Here is a 15996-nt window from a genome sequence, read left to right on the forward strand (position 1 = left end):
GCGTCATGGAAAGAGTCGCAATCAGCGAGCGCCCGGACTGGCGCGAAAAAGCCACCGAATACGGTTTTAACTTCCACACCATGTATGGCGAGCCGTACTGGTGTGAGGATGCTTATTACAAGCTGACGCTGGGGCAGGTCGAGCGCCTGGAAGAGGTTACCGCCGAGCTTCATCAGATGTGCCTGAAGGTCGTTGAGAAGGTGGTTGCCAGCGATGAGCTAATGGCTAAGTTCCGTATTCCAAAGCACACCTGGGAGTTCGTGCGTCAGTCCTGGCGCAGCCAGCAGCCTTCGCTTTATTCCCGTCTGGATCTGGCATGGGACGGCGTGGGTGAACCTAAGCTGCTGGAAAATAACGCCGACACGCCAACCTCCTTGTATGAAGCCGCCTTCTTCCAGTGGATCTGGCTGGAAGATCAGCTGCAGGCAGGAAATCTGCCGCCGGGAAGCGACCAGTTCAACAGCCTGCAGGAGAAAATCATTGAGCGTTTTGCCGAGCTGAAACAGCAGCATGGGTTTAACCTGGTGCACTTCGCCTGCTGTCAGGACACGGTAGAAGATCGCGGAACGATCCAGTACCTCCAGGACTGCGCCGCAGAAGCGGAAGTGGCGAGCGAATTCGTCTACATGGAAGAGATCGGCCTGGGCGAAAAAGGCCAGTTCACCGATCTGCAGGATCAGGTTATCAGCAACCTTTTCAAACTGTACCCGTGGGAATTCATGCTCCGCGAGATGTTCTCTACCAAGCTTGAAGATGCTGGCGTGCGCTGGCTTGAACCGGCCTGGAAGAGCATCATCTCTAATAAAGCGCTGCTGCCAATGCTGTGGGAGATGTTCCCGAATCACCCTAACCTGCTGCCAGCTTATTTTGCAGAAGACGATTATCCGGCAATGGATAAATACGTCGTGAAGCCGATCTTCTCCCGCGAGGGCGCCAACGTGAAGATCATCGCCAACGGCGAGGAGATTGCCAGCGCGGAAGGTCCGTATGGCGAAGAAGGGATGATCGTCCAGCAGTTTTATCAGCTGCCAAAATTTGGCGACAGCTACACGCTGATCGGCAGCTGGCTGATCAACGATCAACCCGCCGGGATCGGCATTCGTGAGGACCGGGCGTTAATCACCCAGGATCTTTCACGCTTCTATCCACACGTGTTTGTAGAGTAAAAAAAGGGCGCGAACTTCGCGCCCTTCTTACTTTAGCCAATCTGCACCGACAGCATACTCAAAGACCCCATCTCAATGCCGTCCACAGGGATCGTAACCGGTTCCGTGCCGTCCCACGCGCCCAGTACATACAGTAACGGCAGATAGTGGTCCGGCGTCGGGTTCGACAGCGAACCGCCTTCGTGCTGCAGGTAGTCCACCAGCGGGTGCGCTTCGACCGGCCCCTGCCAGGTGAGATTATCCTTCACGAACTGGTTAAACGACTCTGCCCAGGGGTATGGGGTGTTTTCACCGTGCCAGCGTGCGGTGCGCAGGTTATGCACCACGTTACCGCTGGCTATCAGCATAATGCCCTGGTCACGCAGCGTTGCCAGCTTACGGCCCATTTCGTAGTGCCAGGCATTAGGTTTCGTGCTGTCTATACTCAGTTGCACCATAGGTATGTCCGCCTCCGGGTACATCTTAATGAGAACCCCCCAGGAGCCGTGGTCAAAGCCCCAGGCTTCTTTATCCAGCGTGACGTGCTCAGGTGCCAGCAAATCGACAAGCTGCTGCGCCAGTTCGGGGGAACCCGGTGCAGGATAGTGCGTATCGTAGAGCGCCTGCGGAAAACCACCGAAGTCATGAATGGTTTTCGGCGCTTCCATGGCGGTGACGCCGGTGCCGCGGGTGAACCAGTGTGCGGACACCACGACAATCGCTTTCGGGCGCGGCAGTGTCTCTCCCAAATGACGCCAGGCCTGGGTATAGTGGTTATCTTCCAGCACGTTCATCGGGCTTCCGTGACCAAGGAAAAGCGCGGGCATACGTTGGGTTGTCATGGTGGTGTCCTTCATTAATTCACTTGAATGACACAACTCTATCCCCAATTGATGCCGGAAGAACTCAGATAAGCATGATGAAGATCGTCAGTAAATTTGAATGTGAACAAGGAGCCTGAATGTCAGTCCCGTTAATCCTGACCCTGTTAGCCGGCGGCGCCACTTTTATCGGCGCATTTCTTGGCGTGCTCGGCCAGAAGCCGTCAAACCGCGTGCTGGCGTTTTCTCTCGGTTTTGCCGCCGGGATAATGCTGCTGATTTCGCTGATGGAAATGCTGCCCGCTGCGCTGCACACCACGGGTATGTCCCCGGTGCTGGGCTACGGCATGTTTGTGCTCGGGCTGGTCGGCTATTTTGCCCTCGACAGAACGCTGCCCCACGCGCATCCGCAGGATCTGATGGACAGCACGATCAAAGCGCCAAACCTCCGGCGCACCGCCCTGCTGCTCACGCTCGGGATCAGCCTGCATAATTTCCCGGAGGGTATTGCCACCTTTGTGACCGCCAGCGCCAACCTTGAGCTGGGCCTGGGAATTGCCCTTGCCGTGGCCTTGCACAATATTCCTGAAGGCCTGGCGGTAGCAGGCCCGGTCTATGCCGCGACGGGCTCTAAACGCAAAGCCATTCTCTGGGCAGGCGTATCCGGCCTTGCGGAGATCCTGGGCGGCGTACTGGCGTGGCTGATTCTTGGCACGATGATCTCACCCGTCGTGATGGCTTCGATTATGGCGGCCGTGGCGGGGATAATGGTGGCGCTGTCGGTGGATGAACTGATGCCGCTGGCCAAAGAGATCGACCCGCACAACAATCCAAGCTATGGCGTGCTTTGTGGGATGGCGGTAATGGGGCTGAGCCTGACGCTGCTGCAAACGAGCGGCATCGGCTAAGAAAAAACCCGGTTAAGACCGGGTTTTTAAATTTATCAGCTGGCTTTACGTTCGTGAGTCTGACGGTATTCAATCAGATCTTCGATGGTGACCACGGCCATGTTATGCAGGCGGGCAAAGGTGATGCACTCCGGCGCGCGGGCCATGGTGCCGTCATCATTGGTCAGCTCACAGAGTACGCCTGCCGGCTTGAAGCCCGCCAGGGACACCAGATCGATAGTCGCTTCAGTGTGGCCGCCGCGGGTTAACACGCCGCCGGGCTGAGCGCGCAGCGGGAACACATGCCCCGGGCGGTTAAGGTCGCCTGGCTTCGCGTCATCGGCAATGGCCGCACGAACGGTGGTAAGACGGTCAGCGGCAGAAACGCCGGTAGTCACGCCGTGTGCGGCTTCGATGGTGACGGTAAAACCGGTGCCGAAGGCGCTGGTGTTGTTATCCACCATCATTGGCAGCTCGAGCTGTTTACGGCGTTCGTCGGTCAGGCACAGGCAGACAATGCCGCTGCCGTGGCGGATGGTCAATGCCATTTGCTCGACGGTCATGGTTTCGGCAGGGAAGATCATATCGCCTTCGTTCTCACGATTTTCATCGTCAAGAACCATCACACCGCGGCCTTCGCGCAGGGCGTTAAGCGCCAGTTCGATACGCTGAGTCGGGGTGCCAAATGCAGAAAGGAGCGTCTGATTCATGGTAAGTAAAACCTCATTAAAATTGTGGTTACCAGAATCAGGGCAGTCTTAGGAGCTAAAAAAATAACGTGAGCAGGCCGCAGCCTGTACATTGTCGTTACTCTCTCCCATCCGGACTTTAACCGTCGGCCCCGGAATTACACCGGATCTGCTGACCTCCGGCGTGAACCGGAGCGCTCGCGGGCTTTCAGCGTACGCTGATTTACCGCCGGTGGGGAGTTTCGCCCCGCCCTGAGAATAAGCAGACTTACTATAACGCCGATGATTTTCGCTGGCAACGCCATTTCAGGTTTATCCCCTGGCAATCAGGCATTACAATTGAATGATTCACGCAGGCTAAATGGAAACCACTATGATTGACCCGAAAAAAATTGAGCAAATCGCCCGTCAGGTTCATGAGTCAATGCCGAAAGGGATTCGTGAGTTCGGGGATGATGTCGAAAAGAAAATCCGTCAGGTTCTGCAGTCCCAGTTAACCCGTCTGGATCTGGTGAGCCGCGAAGAGTTCGATGTGCAGACCCAGGTCTTGCTGCGCACCCGTGAGAAGCTGGCCCTGCTGGAGCAGCGTTTAAGCGAGCTGGAAAACCGCCCGGCCACGCCAGCAGCACCAGAAGTTGTCCCCCCGACTGAACCTCATATGTAAAAACGCCCCGTCAGGAGCGTCTGGAATGACTGACAAACCTTTTTCGTAGGTCGGATAAGCAATAGCGTCATCCGACACAACAGCCGTCAATGGTGGATGGCGCTTACGCTTATCCACCCTATTTAACCTTACTTTGTCATCAGTCATAAACGCCCCTGACGGGGCGTTTCTTATTGCATTGCTTAAGCTTCGTGGCTTTGGATCTTCTTAATGATGTTCGTCGTTGAACAGCCATCCTCAAAGTTCAGCACCATCACTTCGCCGCCGTTTGCCCACACTTCTTTGCTGCCGGCAATATCGTCAGGCTTGTAGTCGCCGCCTTTGACCAGCAGGTCCGGCAGTATCTCGCCAATCAGGCGCTGCGGCGTGTCTTCCTCAAACAGCACTACCCAGTCCACCGCTTCCAGCGCGGAGAGCACGATCATGCGCTGATCCTGCGGGTTCACCGGACGGGTTTCCCCTTTCAGGCGTCTGGTAGAAGCATCGCTGTTTACCGCCACGATCAGGCGATCGCCCAGCTTACGCGCGTTTGAGAGATAAGAAACATGGCCCGCGTGAAGGATATCGAACACGCCGTTGGTCATCACGACCTTCTCACCACGTTTGCGAGCCGCTGCCACGGCTACCTTCAGCTCCGCTTCGGTCATGACCCCGAAACCGGTATCGGCACGGCCGCGAACGGCGTTTTCCAGCTCGATTGGGGAAACAGTAGAAGTACCAAGTTTACCCACCACGACGCCTGCCGCTGCGTTAGCAAAATAGCAGGCTTCTTCCAGCGAGTTGCCCGCCGCAAGCGTAGCCGCCAGCACGCCAATCACCGTGTCCCCTGCCCCCGTCACGTCATACACTTCCTGAGCGAGGGTCGGCAGATGGAACGGCTCCATGCCAGGCTGAAGCAGGGTCATACCCTGCTCTGAGCGGGTAACCAGCAGCGCGGAAAGATCGTAGTCGGCAATCAGCTTCATGCCGCGCTCAACCAGTTCGGCATCGGTTTTACATTTACCAACAACAGCTTCAAATTCTGACAGGTTTGGCGTCAGCAGCGTCGCGCCGCGATAGCGTTCAAAATCGGTGCCTTTCGGGTCAATCAGCACGGGGACGTTGGCCGCGCGAGCCAGGTTAATCATGTCACGAACGCTTGCCAGCGCGCCTTTAGCATAATCAGACAGCACCAGCGCGCCGATGTGCGGCAGCGCCTGGCTGATGCGCTCGTGCAGCGGTTCAGGGTCAACCCCTTCAAAACCTTCTTCGAAATCCAGACGAATCAGCTGCTGGTTGCGGGAAAGGACGCGCAGCTTGGTAATGGTTGGATGGGTCGGAACGGAGACAAAGTCACACTTCACGTTCACACCGGCCAGCGTCTGGCTCAGAGCACGGGCGGCGTCGTCAATGCCGGTCAGGCCTACTAAGCGGGAATTTGCACCGAGCGATGCAATGTTCATCGCTACGTTCGCCGCACCGCCAGGCCGTTCTTCAATGGTATCGACCTTCACAACCGGCACCGGCGCTTCCGGTGAGATACGGCTGGTTGGGCCGTACCAGTAGCGATCCAGCATCACATCACCAACGACCATGACGCCTGCGCGGCTGTATTCGGGCAGCGTTACTTTCATTCCTGACTCTCCAGAAAGGGTAAAATTTTTGCGCGGGATAATATCACAATTACGCTTCCGCGCGCGTTTGCGCCTCGCCCAGCCATGCTTTCCAGCTGCGCTCGACCTGTTCACGCTCGTTCACGAACGCATCCAGCGCCACATTACCCGGCAGCTCCTGTAACGCGAGATGGTGTAGCTCATCCCGCAAAGTGACGTAAGCATGCGTCAGCGCCTTCGCTTCGTCATCACCCATGATGTCGTTTTGCGCCATTAATTCCAGAATGCGCACATTGTCAGACCAGCGCGTCAGTTTTGGGGCCTGCGCCGCATAACGTAAAACCAGGTACTGGGTAATGAACTCTATATCCGTGATCCCGCCTTGATCCGCTTTTATATCAAAACGATCGCGATTTTTACCGCCTAAATGTGCGCGCATTTTTTCGCGCATTTCACGGACCTCGGTCTGTAGCTTTTCGCCTTCGCGCGGGCGACACAGAATCTGCTTACGAATTTCATCAAACTCGCGGTTGAGCTGCGGATCGCCGTAGACGACGCGGGCGCGAACCAGCGCCTGATGTTCCCAGGTCCATGCCTCATTCTGCTGATAATCCGCAAAGGATTCGGCGGTGGTCACCAGCATGCCCGCTGCGCCGGACGGGCGCAGGCGCGCGTCCACCTCGTACAAAATGCCGGAGGATGTACGGGTGCTGAACAGATGAATGATGCGCTGAGCGAGGCGCAGATAGAACTGACGCCCGTCGATTTCACGCTCGCCGTCGGTCATGACGTCTGCCGGGCAGTCATGCAGGAAAACAAGATCCAGGTCAGAGCTGTAGCCCAGCTCCCAGCCGCCCAGCTTACCGTAGCCGATCACGGCAAATCCCCGGCCTTCGCGCTCACGCAGATGTTTCGGCTGCCCAAAGCGCGCCACCATTTGTGTCCAGGCCTGCTGCACTACGGCGTCGATAATCGCCTCCGCAAGCCAGGTAAGATGGTCGCTGACTTTCATCACCGGCAGCGTGCCCGCGATATCCGCAGCGGCTACGCGCAGCAGCTGCGCCTGTTTAAACTGGCGCAGGGCCTCCAGCTGCTGCTCTTCATCGTCATCAGGCACGCGCAGCAGATACTGGCGCAGCTCGTCTTTATAAGCGTCCGTGGCCGTCGGCTGGTAGAGCGTGTTCGGGTCGAGCAGCTCATCCAGCAGCAGCGGGTAGCGCGCCAGCTGACCGGCAATCATCGGCGAGGCGGCGCAGAGGGTGATAAGGTGTTTCAGCGCGCCGGGATATTCCGTCAGCAGCTCAAGGTAGGTTGTGCGGGTCACAATGCCCAACAGCAGCGGGATAAGCCGTGACAGCGGTAGCGGCGCATCGTTGCGCGAGCATGCTTCGCACAGCAGGCGCGGCATAAGCTGATCCAGCACCTGTCTGCCGCGCGGGCCAATCGTGCGCTTGTCCGTATCCTGGCGGAATTCTGCCACCAGCCTGAGCACCTCTACCCGCGCTTCAGGGGTAAGATGACCAAGCACGGCAGTGTCGTCATCGGCATCCAGCGCATCCTGCCAGAGTTCGCGCCAGGCCTCGGCAATTTTGTCTTCGCCCACCTCAGGCTCGTCGTCGCCAATCAGGTCGTTAAATACCTGACGCACGTCATTCATGTGCCCCTGCAGGGTGAGCTGTAACGCCTCCCAGTCCGTTTCATTCATGCCCCACGCCAGGCGGGCGCGGCTGAGTTCGTCAGCGGGAAGCGTCTGCGTTTGTTCATCGTTGATGCTTTGCAGCAGGTTCTCAAGGCGGCGCAGGTAGAGATAGGAAGTACGAAGCTTTTGCGCGTCATCTTCCGGCAACAGATGAAGCTGCTGAATTGCCTCCAGCGTCGGCAGCAGCGAGCGGGACTGAAGGGACGGCTCGCGCCCACCGCGGATCAGCTGGAACACCTGCACGATAAATTCGGTTTCACGGATGCCGCCTGCGCCGAGCTTGATGTTATCCGTCAGCCCCCGGCGGCGCACTTCACGGGCAATCATCCCCTTCATGTTGCGCAGCGACTGGATGACGCTGAAGTCGATATAGCGGCGGAAGATGAACGGACGCAGCATATTGCGCAGCTCCTGGCTCCACGCGTCGTCCGTGTCGCCCATAATGCGCGCCTTAACCATTGCGTAGCGTTCCCAGTCTCTTCCTTGTTCCTGGTAATAATCCTCCAGCGCGGCAAAGCTCAGCACCAGCGGGCCGCTGTCGCCAAACGGGCGCAGCCGCATATCCACCCGGTAGACGAAGCCGTCCTGCGTGGGCTGGTCGAGCACCTTTATGAGTTTTTGCCCCAGGCGCGTGAAGAACTGCGCGTTGTCTAACTCGCGCCGCCCTCCCTGCGTAGAGCCGTTTTCCGGCCAGGAGAAAATAAGGTCAATGTCGGAGGAAAAGTTCAGTTCGCCGCCGCCCAGCTTGCCCATGCCGAGGATCATCAGCGGCTGCGGAACCCCCGCCTGGTTGCACGGCGTGCCCCATTCACGACAGCACGCGTCGTACAGCCAGTTGCGCGCGGCAATAATCAACGTTTCGGCAAGAACGCTTAGCTGCTGCAGCGACGTTTCCGTCGGCACCTGCCGTAAAGTCTGCGCCCAGGCGATGCGTACCATAATGCGGCGGCGAAACAGGCGCAGCGCTTTCATCAGCGCCGCTTCGTCATGCACTTCCTGCAGCTCGTTTTGCAGCCAGACAGCGTAATGCTGCCATTCATCCGGCTGTGGTGCCTGTCGTTCAAGCTCTGCCAGCCAGGCGGGAAAAGCCACCATGCTGTCGCAAACAAAATCACTGAATGCCAGCACGGCCTGCGCCTGTGCGCTCAGCTGCTGGCTTACGATCTCTTGTGGCAGGCGCGGTAATACCGCCTGCAGGTGCTGCTGTAACAGAAGCGGGTGCGGCATCATGGTGTTTTCCCTACATACGATTATTTCCCGCTGTGCAGCCAGAACGGCGCCTGCGAGATGGCCTCATTACGATAGTGTTCGATTTCTACCTGCTGCTTAGTGGTGATGGCGTGACGCAGACCCTGCCAGTTTTCCAGCCACGGATGGGTGACGGCATCGTCATAAACCCCGGCTAAAATGCGGATTGAGTCGGTTTCACGCGCCAGGCGCGGCAGCTGATCGCCGTAGCTGTCCCCCAGCGGGCGCTGGAAGGTAGTGCGCAGCTCTGCGGCATGGCGGGAAAGGTGGGTATCCGCAAAGCGCTTGAAGGAGCCGGCAAGCTTGACGCTACCCTTGTCATCAACAAACTTTTGCCACTGGCGGTTAACCAGCCATTCGATGAGAGCCAGTTTTGCCTGGCTGCTCTCCGCGCTGTAAACCAGTTCTTCTGCTTTACCGTTCTGCGCCAGCATCGCTTCATAAGCCATCAGCGCCTCACGTAAGTGAGTGCTCGCTTTGCGAGGGATAATTCCGCCAAACAACGCCAGCGCGTGGCGCACCAGACCCACTGCATTCTGCACGGCGGCTTTCGCCTGCTTGCTGCCCCGCACCCAGAGCTCTTCGTGGTACTGCCAGTGCTCAAGCGCCATCTCCAGGGAGCCTTCAAGCCCCTGTTCTACCGTAGCTTTTGGCGCAACGCGCAGCACGGTTAGCGGTTTGATTTCGCGAGCGGCATCGCCCTGTGCCAGATGGTATCCGCGCGCGGCTTTGCTCAGGCCGCCCTGGCGTAACCCCGGCTGCGCAACCAGCAGCTGTGCCAGTTCGAGGATGGCGGATGTTTCCCCTTCCAGAAGCTCAAGCTCCAGCTCGCAAAGCGCTTCGCTTAGCTCACCGGCTTTCACATCGCCCAGGTCGAGAGCAAGCTCGATCTTGCTTCCACGGTGAGTAACCACCCACTTCTCACGAGTGAAGTCCGTGCTGAATAACGGCGTCAGCTCAGCCTGTAATGTGTCGATATTCGTGCCTTCCGGCCAGACTTCCGCAGGTAACAAAGAGAGGTCCAGCTCGGCCTTGCCGAGTTCGACGTTGTATTCCGGGCGCTGATGAAGCCCGCCGATCGTGCGGCCGGCAATTTTCATCGTCATTTCATACTTGCCGTCTACCCCGCGAATGCGCAGGCCCATATCGTGACGACGCAGCGTGTTTTCTGCCGTTTCATAATAGATATTAAGCAGTTGGCGAGGTTCGCTATGTTCACTTTCAAGGGAATTAAGCGTGGTGCGCACGGCGTCCAGCGCAGCGGGATTTACGATAAATTTGAGTTCGATTTCTTGTGGCATCGTCTTTTTACTTATAGTTGCGTCACGCAGGAGCGATGTCCTGGCGAACTTAATAACTTATTGTTGGTCAGTAGATAATATTTTGCCGTAAATTGCCACGCATCGCGCGCAATTTGATGGCTGCCGACCCCGTAGACAGGGGACAGACAATGCGGTAGTGGCTAAATTCACACCAGGATGATTCCCATTCAGGTTTACGGATTGCACCGTCAGACTGATGCCACTACTATCGTTCCACACTTTATGACAATAATGATGAACTAATGCAGAAATTACGCCTGATTTGCCTTACTTTGCTCTCACTTAGCGTTTCCGTAGTGGCCCATGCCGATGAAAAACGTTATGTCTCCGACGAATTGAACACCTGGGTTCGTAGTGGCCCCGGTGATAACTATCGCCTGCAAGGTACCGTGAACGCGGGCGAAGAAGTGACCCTGCTGCAAAACAACGAAGAGAGCAAATACTCTCAGATTCGTGACAGCAAAGGCCGCTCCTCCTGGATCCCTTCCGCGCAGCTGAGCGCAACCCCAAGCCTGCGCACCCGCGTGCCGGACCTGGAAAAACAGGTTAAAGACCTGACCGACAAGCTCACCAATATCGACACCACCTGGAATCAGCGCACTGCGGAAATGCAGCAGAAAGTCGCACAGAGTGACGGTGTCATCACTGGCCTTAAAGAAGAAAATCAACAGCTTAAAAACCAGCTGATCGTGGCGCAAAAGAAAGTTAACGCGGCCAACGTCCAGCTCGATGACAAACAGCGCGCCATCATCATGCAGTGGTTCATGTATGGCGGCGGCGTGCTGGGCGTCGGTCTGCTGTTCGGTTTACTGCTGCCGCACATGATCCCAAGCCGCAAGAAGAAAGACCGCTGGATGAATTAATCCGCAACCCTGTATCCTACACTTACGTATTATCCGTAATGTTTAGTCGATGCAGGGGTGTTAAGGGTGAAGATTTATCTGGTCGGTGGTGCCGTTCGTGATGGGTTGTTAAAACTACCGGTCAAAGATAAAGATTGGGTCGTGGTTGGCGCAACCCCGCAGGAAATGCTGGATGCAGGCTATCAGCAGGTCGGGAAAGATTTCCCGGTGTTTCTGCATCCGCAGTCCCGCGAAGAGTACGCGCTGGCGCGCACCGAGCGCAAGTCAGGCCAGGGTTATACAGGTTTCACCTGCTATGCCGCGCCTGACGTCACGCTTGAGCAGGATCTGCTGCGCCGCGATCTCACCATCAATGCCATCGCCCAGGACGAACACGGCGAGCTGGTCGATCCCTACAACGGGCGGGCAGATGTCGAAAAGCGCCTGCTGCGCCATGTGTCCCCGGCTTTCAATGAAGATCCGCTTCGCGTGCTGCGCGTGGCGCGTTTTGCCGCACGTTACGCCCACCTGAATTTCCAGATTGCCCCCGAAACCCTGGCCCTGATGACAAGCATGGCCGAAGGCGGAGAGCTGGCGCACCTGACGCCAGAACGCGTATGGAAGGAAACGGAAAACGCACTCACCTCACGTAATCCCCAGGTTTATTTCGACGTGCTGCGCAAATGCGGCGCCCTTGCCGTCCTGTTCCCGGAAATTGACGCTCTGTTTGGCGTTCCGGCCCCGGCGAAGTGGCACCCGGAAATCGACACCGGCATTCACGTGCTGATGACGCTGGCCATTGCCGCGCAGCTCAGCCCGGAAGTAGACGTGCGTTTTGCCACCCTCTGCCACGACCTGGGGAAAGGCCTGACGCCTAAAGAGTTCTGGCCTCGCCACCACGGGCACGGGCCTGCCGGCGTGAAGCTGGTGGAGAATATCTGCCAGCGCATGCGGGTGCCGAACGAGATCCGCGATCTGGCAAAGCTGGTCGCGGAATATCACGATCTGATCCATACCCTGCCCATCCTCCAGCCAAAAACTATCGTAAAGCTGTTTGGTACCATCGACGCCTGGCGCAAGCCCCATCGCGTGGAGCAAATCGCTTTAACCAGCGAAGCGGACGCGCGTGGGCGTACGGGATTCGAAGGAAGTGATTATCCGCAGGGAAGATTGCTGCGAGCCGCATGGCAGGCCGCGCAGGGCGTGACGAACAAAGAAGTTATCGAGGCGGGTTTCAGCGGCCCGGCTATTCGCGATGAGCTGACGAAGCGCCGTATTGAGGCCGTTGCGAAGTGGAAAGCGGAGAGCTGCCCCCAGCCGCAGGGCTGAGGGCATGCAAATCACATAAAGACGAAGTAAACCGCCGCCGCCACGAAGAAACGGTAGATGGCGAACGGGATAAACGACATGCGCTTGATGAGCTGCAGGAAAGTTTTAATCGCAATCAGCGCCACCACGAAGGCGGTAAAGAAGCCAACGGCAAACATCGGCAGGTCCGCCATCGTCAGGAAGCCAATGCTCTTATAAACGTCCAGTACCGTTGCGCCCATCATCATCGGCACCGCGAGCAGGAAAGAGAACTCGGAGGCGGCATAGCGGCTCACGCCCATCAGCATGCCGCCTGAGATTGTCGCTCCGGAGCGGGAGAAGCCCGGCCAGAGCGCAAGGCACTGGAAACAACCGATGATAAACGCCTGACGATAAGTCATATCGTCAACGCCAACCGCGCGCGGCTCTTTAGGTTTAAGCAGTTCAGCCGCTATCAGCAGCACGCCGCCAACGACCAGCGCATACATCACGTTTATCGGATTGAACAGCGATTTTATTGTGTCGTGGAAGATAAGCCCCAGCACCACGGCAGGCACCATGCCCAACAGAATATGGATTAAGGTCAGGCGACCTTTACCCATCCCTTCATGCTGGACAGGCTTGCGCCCGAAGTGAATGCCTATCAGGCCAAACAGACGACGCCAGAACATCACCACCACGGCGAGGATCGAACCGAGCTGAATCACGACTTCAAATGTTTTTGCGGTATCACCTTCGAATCCCAGAAGATGACCAACAATAATCATGTGTCCGGTGGACGAGACAGGTAAAAACTCCGTTAACCCCTCAACCACACCAAGAATCGCGGCTATCGCCAGCGAGTGAATATCGCTCATTACTAAACCCTCTAACCCCTGAAAAAAGAGACAAAAATGCGGCGATCGCAAAGCGACAGCCGCTAAAGACTACTGGCTAAGACCAGCTTAGGCACGTTTTGTTTAACGCTGATGAAATTATTTGTTTTCTTTAAGATTAACGCCACGCTCGATGACCACGCCGACGTTTGCCGCCTGGGCTACGGCGCCCGGTTTGCTGACCTTCAGTCGTATCCAGGGAGAGTTAAATCGGGCTAACAACAGCTGCGCAACTTCTTCTGCGACGCGCTCCACCAGCGCAAATCTACCGCCTGCGACATGGCTGATCACCGCCTCGCTGACGTCCGCGTAGCTCAGACAGTCATTCACGTCGTCGCTGCTGGCCGCCGCGCGGTTGTCCCACGCCATTTCGATATCGAAGACCAGCTTCTGATCGATGGTCTGTTCCCAGTCGTAAACACCAATCGTGGTGATTACAGTCAGTTGCTCTATAAATACTATGTCCATCACGCCCCGCCTGGTTTTTAGTGACGCCAGATACCACTTCCGGCGAAATATGCGTATTATCCACAAATGCGAAGAATACAACGACACTTTCAAAATGGAACAGCGTTATGAGTGCAATCGCGCCTGGCATGATTATCCTCGCGTATCTTTGCGGCTCCATTTCAAGCGCCATTCTGGTTTGCCGACTTGCGGGACTTCCCGACCCGCGTGAGAACGGCTCCGGCAATCCAGGTGCTACCAATGTCTTACGTATTGGCGGCAAAGGCGCAGCCGTAGCGGTACTGATTTTTGATGTTTTAAAAGGCATGCTGCCGGTCTGGGCGGCCTACGAACTGGGCGTGACGCCGTTCTGGCTGGGGCTGATTGCTATCGCCGCCTGCCTGGGACACATCTGGCCGGTGTTTTTCAAATTCCACGGCGGAAAAGGTGTGGCAACCGCGTTCGGTGCTATCGCCCCTATCGGCTTTGATTTAACCGGCGTGATGGCGGGCACCTGGCTGCTTACCGTCCTGCTTAGCGGCTACTCCTCGCTGGGCGCAATTGTCAGTGCGCTTATCGCCCCGTTTTACGTCTGGTGGTTCCGGCCGGAATTTACCTTCCCCGTCGCCATGCTCTCCTGCCTGATCCTGATGCGCCACCACGATAATATTCAGCGCCTGTGGCGCGGCCAGGAAACCAAAATCTGGAAGAAGCTGCGCCGGAATAAAGGCGAAAAAAAGGAGTGATTTCTCACTCCTGATTGATGCTCAGCTGTTGTGTCGGATGACGTTATCGCTTATCCGAACTACGAAATAAATTGGTTAATGCTCTTATGCTGCGGGCAGCTCTGCCAGCGGCCAGCGAGGGCGAACCGTGACGCTTAACTCACCCGCAGTACCTGCCTTCAGGCGAATCATACCGGCGTAGGCAATCATCGCGCCGTTATCGGTACAAAACTCCGGACGCGCATAAAACACTTCGCCGCGACGTTTGGTCATCAGCTCTTCCATGCGGGTACGCAATGTGCGGTTAGCACTTACTCCACCGGCCATCACCAGACGTTTAAATCCAGTTTGATCCAGAGCGCGTTTGCACTTGATCATCAGCGTATCAACCACGGCATCTTCAAACGCACGGGCGATATCGGCACGCGTCTGATCGTCCGCTTCGTTGCCGCGAATGGTATTAGCCGCAAAGGTTTTCAGGCCGGAGAAGCTGAAGTCCAGGCCCGGACGATCGGTCATTGGACGCGGAAAGACAAAACGCCCTTCGGTGCCCTGCGCCGCCATTTTCGACAGCATCGGGCCGCCCGGATAATCCAGCCCCAATAATTTGGCCGTTTTATCAAAGGCCTCACCGGCAGCATCGTCGATAGATTCGCCCAGCAGCTCGTATTGGCCAATACCGGTAACGCTAATCAGCTGGGTGTGGCCGCCGGAAACCAGCAGCGCGACAAACGGGAACGCCGGAGGATTATCTTCCAGCATCGGGGCCAGCAGATGCCCTTCCATGTGGTGCACGGGCACCGCCGGGACATCCCAGGCAAACGCCAGAGAGCGGCCGATGGTTGCACCAACAAGCAGCGCGCCGACCAGGCCCGGGCCTGCGGTATAAGCCACGCCATCAATATCCTTAGCGCTTAATCCTGCTTCCTTCAGGGCGGCCTGAATCAACGGCACGGTTTTACGCACGTGGTCGCGGGAGGCCAGCTCCGGCACCACGCCACCGTAGTCAGCGTGCAACTTCACCTGACTATACAATTGATTAGCTAAAAGCCCTTTCTCATCGTCATAAATGGCGATGCCGGTTTCATCACAGGATGTCTCTATACCCAGTACGCGCATGGTTTTCTCTGCCTCTGTATCTTGCGGCGAAGTTTAAGCTTCCCGGCCTCCGTTGTAAAACTTTGCTCACCTTTCATGCTGAGGTGGTGTATAATCTGCCCCCCTGGAAGATTCCGGCCATAAAAGCCAGGTTTCTGGTTGTCCGGTGCTTTACAAAGCAGCAGTAGTTGCAGTAAAATTCCGCACCATTTTGAAATAGCTGACGCATCAGTCAGCGGCAAACCGAATTTACAAAGGTGAGAGTTAATGCCGGTAATTAAAGTACGTGAAAACGAGCCATTCGACGTAGCACTGCGTCGCTTCAAGCGTTCTTGTGAGAAAGCAGGTGTTCTGGCGGAAGTTCGTCGTCGTGAGTTCTATGAAAAACCGACTACCGAACGTAAACGCGCTAAAGCTTCTGCTGTGAAACGTCACGCTAAGAAACTGGCTCGCGAAAACGCACGCCGCACTCGTCTGTACTAATTCCCTGGGGGTTAACGCCTCCGGAACAGACCAGTAGTAGTTGTAAAGGCCGTGCTTCCGAAAGGAATGCGCGGCTTATTTTCGTTTATGAACTGACCTGCCCTTCAGGTTTCTGACGTCGCTTTCAAGGCGGCAACAGACAAACTAACGG

General features: G+C 56.7%; 15 protein-coding genes and 1 riboswitch. Of the genes, 7 read left to right on the top strand and 8 right to left on the bottom strand.

All coding sequences use genetic code 11. From position 1 onward, the window contains the following. The first annotated feature begins 5 nt into the window (after nucleotides 1-5). Nucleotides 6-1166, top strand: coding sequence for a glutathionylspermidine synthase family protein (locus AAE045_RS01810; protein ID WP_455546226.1), 1161 nt, complete (start codon nucleotides 6-8; stop codon nucleotides 1164-1166). Between the two features lie 32 nt (nucleotides 1167-1198). Here the strand turns inward: AAE045_RS01810 and ygiD are convergent, their stop codons facing one another. Beyond that, complete coding sequence (gene ygiD, locus AAE045_RS01815; protein WP_455546227.1) at nucleotides 1199-1987, bottom strand: 4,5-DOPA-extradiol-dioxygenase; 789 nt, start codon at nucleotides 1985-1987, stop codon at nucleotides 1199-1201. Nucleotides 1988-2106: 119 nt separating this feature from the next. Between ygiD and zupT the strand changes: the two genes are divergently transcribed. Continuing rightward, nucleotides 2107-2874 (top strand): zinc transporter ZupT, encoded by a 768-nt coding sequence (zupT, locus tag AAE045_RS01820; RefSeq protein ID WP_455546228.1) that lies wholly within the window; start codon nucleotides 2107-2109, stop codon nucleotides 2872-2874. Nucleotides 2875-2909: 35 nt separating this feature from the next. Here zupT and ribB read toward each other — a convergent pair whose 3' ends face one another. Next, entirely contained in the window at nucleotides 2910-3563 is a 654-nt protein-coding gene (gene ribB / locus AAE045_RS01825; RefSeq protein WP_455425767.1) for a 3,4-dihydroxy-2-butanone-4-phosphate synthase, read from the bottom strand. Between the two features lie 95 nt (nucleotides 3564-3658). Next, nucleotides 3659-3806: riboswitch (FMN riboswitch) on the bottom strand. A 109-nt stretch (nucleotides 3807-3915) separates the two neighbouring features. Here ribB and ubiK point away from each other — a divergent pair. Continuing rightward, nucleotides 3916-4206: a ubiquinone biosynthesis accessory factor UbiK gene (gene ubiK, locus AAE045_RS01830; protein ID WP_455546229.1), complete on the top strand. Its 291-nt coding sequence runs from the start codon at nucleotides 3916-3918 to the stop codon at nucleotides 4204-4206. A gap of 182 nt (nucleotides 4207-4388) precedes the next feature. Here the strand turns inward: ubiK and hldE are convergent, their stop codons facing one another. The 3 genes from hldE to AAE045_RS01845 are packed head-to-tail and all read right to left on the bottom strand — an operon-like array spanning nucleotide 4389 to nucleotide 10046. Further along, a complete protein-coding gene (hldE, locus tag AAE045_RS01835; protein ID WP_455546230.1) occupies nucleotides 4389-5819 on the bottom strand; it encodes a bifunctional D-glycero-beta-D-manno-heptose-7-phosphate kinase/D-glycero-beta-D-manno-heptose 1-phosphate adenylyltransferase HldE in 1431 nt (476 codons plus the stop codon). Nucleotides 5820-5868: 49 nt separating this feature from the next. After that, a complete protein-coding gene (glnE, locus tag AAE045_RS01840) occupies nucleotides 5869-8724 on the bottom strand; it encodes a bifunctional [glutamate--ammonia ligase]-adenylyl-L-tyrosine phosphorylase/[glutamate--ammonia-ligase] adenylyltransferase (RefSeq protein ID WP_455546574.1) in 2856 nt (951 codons plus the stop codon). A gap of 23 nt (nucleotides 8725-8747) precedes the next feature. Then, nucleotides 8748-10046 carry a CYTH domain-containing protein gene (locus tag AAE045_RS01845; protein WP_455546231.1) on the bottom strand — a complete coding sequence of 433 codons (1299 nt, stop codon included), beginning with the start codon at nucleotides 10044-10046 and terminating at the stop codon, nucleotides 8748-8750. A gap of 263 nt (nucleotides 10047-10309) precedes the next feature. On the opposite strand from AAE045_RS01845, the gene AAE045_RS01850 reads away from it, so the two are divergent. Further along, complete coding sequence (locus AAE045_RS01850) at nucleotides 10310-10930, top strand: TIGR04211 family SH3 domain-containing protein (protein WP_455546232.1); 621 nt, start codon at nucleotides 10310-10312, stop codon at nucleotides 10928-10930. A 66-nt stretch (nucleotides 10931-10996) separates the two neighbouring features. After that, entirely contained in the window at nucleotides 10997-12238 is a 1242-nt protein-coding gene (locus AAE045_RS01855) for a multifunctional CCA addition/repair protein (RefSeq protein WP_455546233.1), read from the top strand. A gap of 11 nt (nucleotides 12239-12249) precedes the next feature. Here AAE045_RS01855 and bacA read toward each other — a convergent pair whose 3' ends face one another. Then, nucleotides 12250-13074 carry an undecaprenyl-diphosphate phosphatase gene (gene bacA, locus AAE045_RS01860; RefSeq protein WP_271129900.1) on the bottom strand — a complete coding sequence of 275 codons (825 nt, stop codon included), beginning with the start codon at nucleotides 13072-13074 and terminating at the stop codon, nucleotides 12250-12252. A gap of 117 nt (nucleotides 13075-13191) precedes the next feature. Beyond that, on the bottom strand, nucleotides 13192-13560 hold the full coding sequence (gene folB / locus AAE045_RS01865; protein WP_455546234.1) for a bifunctional dihydroneopterin aldolase/7,8-dihydroneopterin epimerase: 369 nt from the start codon (nucleotides 13558-13560) through the stop codon (nucleotides 13192-13194). Between the two features lie 107 nt (nucleotides 13561-13667). Between folB and plsY the strand changes: the two genes are divergently transcribed. After that, nucleotides 13668-14285, top strand: a complete 618-nt coding sequence (gene plsY, locus AAE045_RS01870) for a glycerol-3-phosphate acyltransferase (protein ID WP_455425775.1) — start codon at nucleotides 13668-13670, stop codon at nucleotides 14283-14285. A gap of 84 nt (nucleotides 14286-14369) precedes the next feature. Here plsY and tsaD read toward each other — a convergent pair whose 3' ends face one another. Next, nucleotides 14370-15383 (bottom strand): tRNA (adenosine(37)-N6)-threonylcarbamoyltransferase complex transferase subunit TsaD, encoded by a 1014-nt coding sequence (tsaD, locus tag AAE045_RS01875; RefSeq protein ID WP_455425776.1) that lies wholly within the window; start codon nucleotides 15381-15383, stop codon nucleotides 14370-14372. A gap of 246 nt (nucleotides 15384-15629) precedes the next feature. Between tsaD and rpsU the strand changes: the two genes are divergently transcribed. Further along, the gene (gene rpsU / locus AAE045_RS01880; protein ID WP_001144069.1) at nucleotides 15630-15845 is read left to right on the top strand and encodes a 30S ribosomal protein S21; all 216 of its coding nucleotides are present in this window, start codon (nucleotides 15630-15632) and stop codon (nucleotides 15843-15845) included. Nucleotides 15846-15996 lie beyond the last annotated feature (151 nt).

The sequence above is a fragment of the Dryocola clanedunensis genome (assembly GCF_038405435.1).
Classification (GTDB): domain Bacteria; phylum Pseudomonadota; class Gammaproteobacteria; order Enterobacterales; family Enterobacteriaceae; genus Dryocola; species Dryocola clanedunensis_A.